This window comes from Rhizobium sp. 01N447_2 (assembly GCF_056399245.1).
Window position 1 is genome coordinate 1 of the sequence record NZ_JBFTQY010000133.1, and the last position, 6,859, is coordinate 6,859.

Below are 6,859 nucleotides of genomic sequence, written 5' to 3' on the forward strand. Positions count from 1 at the left end.
AAGAAAAGAACTGGCAATCCGAGACGACGCTTTTCATCAATGGCAAAAAATCCGTTTCGGGCGCTACTATTATTAGGTTCGACGGCTGGGGAGAGGAAACTATTGCATCTTGTTCCTACAAGGTTTGGGCCGTCAACAGCCGTCTCGAACTGACCGGATTGCCTCCGATTATTTTTGAACAATACTATTCCCCCGAGCTTCGTGTCGTTCTTCGTTCGGTAAGGCTAGGCCCCTCCAACCAGCCGTTGAGCGAGCTTCGATTTGATCGGTTCCAAATTGGCTGGGGCAACTGATTGATCGTGGCCGAGCTTGATAACTGACTTAAAAAGCGGGAATGTCACGCCGGAACGCGATTAACATTAGAAGGGCCGCGTGAGCGGAACGAGAACGGCAATTGAAGCGACCGCGGCGGCGGCCCCTCGGCACACGCTCCCGCCTCAGTCTGCTCCGCAGCCCATGACGCATGGAGAGCGGAAAAAGGCCGCCGGCCAATCGCGTCTCTTGAGCTGCTGCCGCGCTGTCATCGTCAAGCGCCTCCGCTCGCGATCAGTGCATCCCGTGCGGCACGAAAGGCATCCCGCAGCGCCTTTTGACCTTCGAGCCCCTCAAAGGCGTAGCTATTGAGAAACTGACGTCCGGCGAACAGCTTGCGGTCGACGAGGCTCAGTTCGGCTTCCGCGCAGACCGCTGGCCAGCTTGCGGCAATCATCGTGACCTGGTTTTCAATCACCGTGGCGGCTTCCGCCTCTTTCAGGTGATAATCCGGCGCGCCAGCTAGCAATGTGGCGAGCGTGCTGGCACGGCCATCGCCCTTGATCAGCATGGCCTGCGTGGCTTCGTTACCCGTGCGTCCCTGCGGGCAGATATCATAGGCCGGCGTCAGAGTGAGCATCCGGCCGTCCCAGAAGGCGGCATGATTGCGGGCATGGTCGTCGGTGTTGCCGCACAGCACGTTGAAGCAAATCCGCCCGTAGAGTTCCTTGAGCGTATCCTTGGGTGCCGTGAAGTGGCGACGGATCAGCTCGGCCAGGTCTTCGTAAGAGGCATAGCGCGCCATCATCTCATCAAGGCCCAGCATGGTCAGGGCCGAGACCATGGCGTGCCTCCTCCAGCCATCCTTTGTGTGCGTGCGGTCAAAGCGCTCGATCAGCAGCACGTCCTTTTGCGCGGCGCGGGTCATCGCCACGGACGCCGCGTTAAGCCCGCAGGCGGCTGCCAGCTTCATCGCGATGAATTCGGCCTTCACCACGCTGTAGGTGTCGTTGGTTGCCGAGAATTTAGCGATGAATTTCTTCGTCCCGTCATTAATCAGGGCCTTGGGGCGCGCGCCGCCAATCGAGGTGCCATGGTTGAGGGCCAGTTCGAGCGCCGGTGTCAGGGGGACGCCTTTTTCGATGAGGGCGGCCGCTTCCATGAGTTCGTCGAGCGATGCCTGCGCGGCATGGCGGGGGACATACTCTGTTGCCGAGGCCTGAAAATCGAGAGCGCCAATCCGGTCGGAGCCGGACTGGAGCAGATAGGTAAGTTCGCTGATCTCCGGCACGCCGGCAGCGTCGGGCTTCTTGCCCGTCAGCCTGTTGATGATGACCCGGCGGCCCCAGGCATCGGGCGAGCCGTCGCGAATGCAGCTCGCCATCGACAGGCCGTTGATGGGCGCGATAATGCCTTCCTGGAGCGGTAACTCCGGCTCATAGACGGAAATGGCGTTCTTGCGGCGGCGGTAACTGGCGCCATAGGTGAAGAACAGGCGCTCGCCATTCTGGTCGAGGCGGCCCGCCACCACGGGTTCCGCCGCCCCCGGCAGCCACATCCAGACAAAGGCTTCCGTGGCGTCCGCCTTAGAAGTCATCATCGACCTCCTTCACCGTGTGGCGGACACTCTTGGGCAGCAGGGTCAGTTTTTCATCGAGACGGGTATTGTGCATCTGGAGAATGCGCTCGTCATAGTCGAACAGGCGCATGCCCACGAGGGACGCGACTTCAAAGACGATGCCGATCTCAGGACCGGGCGCACCTTTTTCGATGCTGGACAATGTCGTCCGGCTGATACCAGCACGATCGGCCAGTTCCTGCGCGGTCAGGCCGCGCTCAGCGCGCCCGACGCGGATCAGTTTGCCGAGCATGGCGAGCGCCTGGTGCGTGACTCTGGAGTAGCTTCTCTGACGGGGCACCGTTATGACCTATTTTGTTCATTTGAGTGGACATGAGAGTTTCTCCCGTCCAGTATTTTGGACATCGTGCCATGGCACTTGGGGCGATGTCAAGTTCTGTTCATTTAATTGGTCATGATGGAAGTTTGTGACCAGAATTTTGTACATAGTACGGGTATACGAATGCGGGCGCGGCAGTTGGCGCGATAGAGTCTGAAGGGGCGGGACCCGGCATGGTCGACATACAGGAAGCAGGCTCAAGAGCACGGGCTCGGACTGAAGGCCCACGAAAAACCATACCTCGCGGCACAAGGATTTCGTTGAACGCTCAGTAGTAGGTTACAAGCTGTATGGCTGGAAGAAGACGCGGTCGGATCACATGGAGTTCAGCCCCATCTAATTAGGCCTGTCAATGCACTGAGCTCGAAGATGGCGCGTTTACGCGCGTGGCGGCCAGCCCGACGTAAGTGCCGATCAGAACGGTCGCCATCTCCTTTACCGAGCGACAGCCCTCGTTGTAGAGTTCGATGGCGGCATCACACAAAAACGAGGACGCTTGATCGTCCCACTCCACCTCGTAGTACCGATACCATTCACGGACCGCCTTCGACATCAGCAGGTGGTCGTTCTGTATGCACTTGGACATGCGTTACCCCAGACATGGAGGCGGCAGGCCTGCGTGGCTATGACTGCTTCGTTACGACACAGCGGCGTCGCCATGATCCAGACTAGGAAAGACAGGACATCCACGGGGACCTGCCTCGTCCGTGGACAGGGCAACGCCGCTCGGCCGTCTAACGGCGACCAATCTCGGCCTCGACTTTCTTGCGTGAGTTGCCAGCGCTCTTCACGGCCTTCTTGACGGCATCTTTCGAGACGCCCTCCTTCTTTGCTTCGTACTTGACCTCGTGATCCTGGCCGCCGGCCACGCGGGCTCGATCCTGTGCGCGGCCTCGGGATGTCGGTGTCTGTGCCATAGGGCTTCTCCTTCGAATGAACGTCCGCAGTAGAAACTCACAATGATTCCGGTGGTTCCCGGGAGATAGTGGATGATGATGCTGCGCTTGAAGCGGCTGCGGAATTCCCTGAGCGAGATGCCCGCTTGGTGCTGGAGGAAGCAGGTTGCTGTGGCTCTCGAACTGAACAATCTCCACGGCTTTCCACTACTGCCGGGCGCAATTCGACCAGCGGAGACGGCGGAATCAATTTGGGAGAGAAATTCCGCAAGGCATTGAAAAATGATTCGTTTTGAGTCGGAACGAATCACCCTGACACGTCTTTGAGTCGMGTATTAATGATTCGGAGTATTTGTCATGCCGTCAGGACAACGCGCGCAGTGGAAAGGCTTTCTGAAGTTCGGGGAGGTAAGCTGCGGCGTCGCTCTCTATACGGCAGCCTCGACTAGCGAGCGCATCACCTTCAACACCATCAACAAGGCCACGGGCAACCGCGTCAACCGCATCTTCATAGACAACGAGACCGAGGATCCGGTGCCGAAGGAAGCCCAGACCAAGGGCTTCGAGATCGAGAACGGCCAGTACATCATCATCGATCCTGAGGAAATTTCCGCCGCGATCCCTGAGAGCAACAAAACGCTCGAGATTGAGGCGTTCATCCCGTGCTCCGACGTCGACGACGTCTACTTCGACAAGCCGTACTACCTCACGCCCGACAAGATGGGCGGAGACGCGTTCGCGGCTCTCCGCGATGCGATGAAGAAGTCGATGGTCGCGGCCATCGCCCGCACCGTCCTATTCCGTCGAATGCGTACGGTGCTGATACGGCCGCACGGCAAGGGCCTGATCGCCAGCACGCTCAACTATGACTACGAGGTTCGTTCCTCCGAAAAGGCTTTCGAGGAGATGCCCAAGCTCAAGATCCAGGGCGAGATGCTCGATCTGGCAAAGCACATCATCAGCACCAAGAAGGGCGAATTCGATCCGGCGACCTTCGACGACCGCTACGAAGCCGCCCTCGCGGATCTGGTGAAGGCGAAGCTGGAAGGCAAGTCGCTTCCGAAGCCGAAGAAGGTCGAGGTCTCGAAGCCCAACGATCTGCTGGCCGCGCTCCGCGAGAGCGCAGGCATGATGAAGCCCGCTGCGGACAAATCGAAACGCACTGCCGCCAACGCCAACACTGGCACTGGGAGGCAGCGCGCCGCGCGCGGGGCAGCAGTGAAGTCCGCCGCTTCAAAGGCTGCCCCGCAGCGCAAAGCCAGCTAGGGAGATAGACGATGGCTCCGAAATATTACTGGAAAGGCTATCTCAAACTCTCCCTGGTCACCTGCCCCGTGGCTATGACCCCGGCCACGAGCGAAAGCGAAAAGGTCCGCTTCCATACACTCAACAAGGAGACGGGCAACCGCGTCGTCTCCCGCTACATCGATTCCATCACCGGCAAGCCCGTCAAGGACGAGAACGAAGCCAAGGGCTACGCTCGCGGGGAAAACGACTACGTTATCCTCACCGAGGACGATCTGGATGCCGTTGCGCTCGACACGGTGAAGACGATCGACATCGACAAGTTCGTCCCGGCCGACAGCATCGAGTGGATCTACCTTGAGAAGCCGCATTACCTGATGCCGGACGACGCCGTCGGCAACGAGGCATTTGCGGTGATCAGGGATGCCATGAAGGCCGACAAGGTTTTCGGCGTGTCGAAGCTCGTGATGGGCCGCCGAGAGCGGGCGGTCGTCCTAGAACCGCGCGGCGAAGGCATCGTGCTCTGGACGCTGCGTTTCGGCGACGAGGTTCGACCGGAGGAGAATTACTTCGAGGAAATCGACGAGAAAGCAGATCCGGATCTCATTCCCCTTGTGCAGCAGCTTATCAAGAAGAAGACCGCGCGTTGGTCTCCGGATATGGTGAGTGATCCAATCCAGGAGAGCCTGCTCAAGATCATCGCTGAGAAGAAGAAGGCGCTGAAGCCGAAAAAGGCGGCGAAGGGGAAGGCGGCCGAAGTCGCTCCGAAGTCCAATGTGGTCAGCATCATGGACGCGCTCCGGAAGAGCGTCGAGGCAGATCTCAAAGGCAGGAAGTCAGGGTAGTCAGATGCACTTGCTGGAAACGAAGATTGTTCACGAGAAAACCGGATGGCGGGTAGACTTTGTCGGCGACGACGGGGAAGCGGTGTCGATCAAGGTCGCGGACGGTCATGCTGCAAGCGAAGACGAGGCCATCGAGCGTGCGAAAGAGGTCATGGTTCAGTTGACCGCATATGGCACGCGTGGCGGCGGCCGGAGTATCAACCCGTACGATGCCGCCAGCAATGGAAACTTTGACGACGACGAGCCGTTGCTGGATACGTGGCACTGATCCGCCCTGAGGAAACTCCAGCCTCTCAAACAAAAAAGGGCCGTGGCGAAACCGCACCGACCTTCCTCATCATCGCCTTCTTACCAGCGCCAGTACATCCGTGGTCAAAAGCATTTCAGCGATGCGGCCTTGCGAGCAAAGAAATTCAGTGCTCATGGATCCTGAACAAGGAACCAACCTGACCCCACGGCGTGGTCAGTCTTGGGCAGCGGGCCAGTCGTTCGAAGGTTCGTCGACCTCGTCGCCGGGTTCGTCAGTGGGATCCGGGTCGCGGTCGTACACAGGTCTCAGAGAGTCGAGTTCCCGGCGAGTTCTGGTCCCACGCCTTCAATCGCACCAATGAACGTACCAATCAGCGTTACGCTCCCGCGTCCCGAACTCTGGTGCTAATGTCACAGCACCCACACGCTCGAAACCGTCACCTTCCCCGTCACTATCGCAAACCCAGCTCCCCACCCTGCAGCGTGACGTGTTGCATCTTCCTAACCATTCCCCTCGATCTAACCATTCCCCTCGATGCGACCGGGCGCCCTATGATAAGTCGATTGGTTTCGGCAGCCTTGCTGTTGCGCGGCGATTGAAGGCTTTCATGCGCTCGAACGATACTAAGATCGAGGAGCCGATCTTTCTCCCAGCAGATGACGCAGGGGCATGATCAGCGAGGCAGTTGCGCCAGAACCGCCTGACGTCCCATTATTCGCCTGATCCCCCAGCCCCGGCAAGCCATTCCATTTGGGGCACCAACCGTGGCGCCCCTCGCCTCACCTGCCCGGCCGTGCCAGTGACCGGGCGATATCGACGATGTCGTCACGCGAGGCGGTTGGATCGTCCTTGCTCCAGGCAACACCAAGCCCGATCCTGAAGTCGATGCCTCTGACCGCCTTCAGTTCGAAGGCCCGGTTCGGCAAGCCTTCGGTCCATTCCGGCGCAAAGCCGATGCCAAGGCCGGCCGAGACCAGCGACACCAGCGAATAGGTGTCGTCGCAGCTATAGGCGATGTTGCGGGTCAGGTCATATTCCTCGAACTTCTCGTTGAAGTACCGCTCTGTGTAGGAGAGGTTCTTGCGATTGAAGGCGATGATCCTTTCCGAGCGCAGGTCGTCGATGGAAATCTCCGCCTGTTCCGCCAGCCGGTTGCTGCGGGCCACCGCCAGCAGATATCGCTCATGAGCGATCGAGGAGAAGCGCAACGAGCCGATGTTCTCCACCGGTCTGATGAAGCCGAGATTGATCTGACCGTTCTCCAGGCCGCGGATGATGTCGCCGGTATTGCCGCTTGATATATGGATGCGGATATCCGGATACTTGCGAGCGATCTTTGCCAGAAACGCCGGCAGCACGCCGGTGGTCGCCGGATAGACGGTGCCGATCCTGATCTGCCGGATGGTCTTGCCG

The 6,859-nt window shown here is 59.1% G+C and carries 9 protein-coding genes and 1 pseudogene; 5 read left to right on the forward strand and 5 right to left on the reverse strand.

Going from position 1 to position 6,859, the window contains the following annotated elements; genetic code table 11:
• Window positions 1–293: pseudogene (locus tag AC1ECN_RS37680) on the forward strand (hypothetical protein); the annotation flags it as partial.
• A 233-nt stretch (window positions 294–526) separates the two neighbouring features.
• Here AC1ECN_RS37680 and AC1ECN_RS37685 read toward each other — a convergent pair.
• The 4 genes from AC1ECN_RS37685 to AC1ECN_RS37700 form a co-directional block, all read right to left on the reverse strand.
• Window positions 527–1,849, reverse strand: a complete 1,323-nt coding sequence (locus AC1ECN_RS37685) for a type II toxin-antitoxin system HipA family toxin (RefSeq protein WP_130673808.1) — start codon at window positions 1,847–1,849, stop codon at window positions 527–529.
• Window positions 1,839–2,123, reverse strand: a complete 285-nt coding sequence (locus AC1ECN_RS37690) for a helix-turn-helix transcriptional regulator (RefSeq protein WP_018069805.1) — start codon at window positions 2,121–2,123, stop codon at window positions 1,839–1,841. The genes AC1ECN_RS37685 and AC1ECN_RS37690 overlap by 11 nt, the downstream gene beginning before the upstream one ends.
• Before the next feature lie 436 nt (window positions 2,124–2,559).
• A complete protein-coding gene (locus tag AC1ECN_RS37695) occupies window positions 2,560–2,796 on the reverse strand; it encodes a hypothetical protein (RefSeq protein WP_130673809.1) in 237 nt (78 codons plus the stop codon).
• A gap of 148 nt (window positions 2,797–2,944) precedes the next feature.
• A complete protein-coding gene (locus AC1ECN_RS37700) occupies window positions 2,945–3,127 on the reverse strand; it encodes a DUF3606 domain-containing protein (RefSeq protein WP_130673810.1) in 183 nt (60 codons plus the stop codon).
• Window positions 3,128–3,195: 68 nt separating this feature from the next.
• On the opposite strand from AC1ECN_RS37700, the gene AC1ECN_RS37705 reads away from it, so the two are divergent.
• The 4 genes from AC1ECN_RS37705 (at window position 3,196) to AC1ECN_RS37720 (ending at window position 5,464) form a co-directional block, all read left to right on the forward strand.
• Window positions 3,196–3,402, forward strand: coding sequence for a hypothetical protein (locus tag AC1ECN_RS37705; RefSeq protein WP_130673811.1), 207 nt, complete (start codon window positions 3,196–3,198; stop codon window positions 3,400–3,402).
• 61 nt (window positions 3,403–3,463) lie between these two features.
• On the forward strand, window positions 3,464–4,372 hold the full coding sequence (gene ku / locus AC1ECN_RS37710; RefSeq protein WP_130673812.1) for a non-homologous end joining protein Ku: 909 nt from the start codon (window positions 3,464–3,466) through the stop codon (window positions 4,370–4,372).
• 11 nt (window positions 4,373–4,383) lie between these two features.
• Window positions 4,384–5,196 carry a non-homologous end joining protein Ku gene (gene ku / locus AC1ECN_RS37715; protein ID WP_130673813.1) on the forward strand — a complete coding sequence of 271 codons (813 nt, stop codon included), beginning with the start codon at window positions 4,384–4,386 and terminating at the stop codon, window positions 5,194–5,196.
• Window positions 5,197–5,200: 4 nt separating this feature from the next.
• Window positions 5,201–5,464: a hypothetical protein gene (locus AC1ECN_RS37720; RefSeq protein WP_130673814.1), complete on the forward strand. Its 264-nt coding sequence runs from the start codon at window positions 5,201–5,203 to the stop codon at window positions 5,462–5,464.
• A gap of 761 nt (window positions 5,465–6,225) precedes the next feature.
• Here AC1ECN_RS37720 and AC1ECN_RS37725 read toward each other — a convergent pair.
• Window positions 6,226–6,859, reverse strand: a 634-nt coding sequence (locus AC1ECN_RS37725) for a LysR family substrate-binding domain-containing protein (RefSeq protein ID WP_477955927.1), incomplete at its 5' end; no start/stop codon positions are given.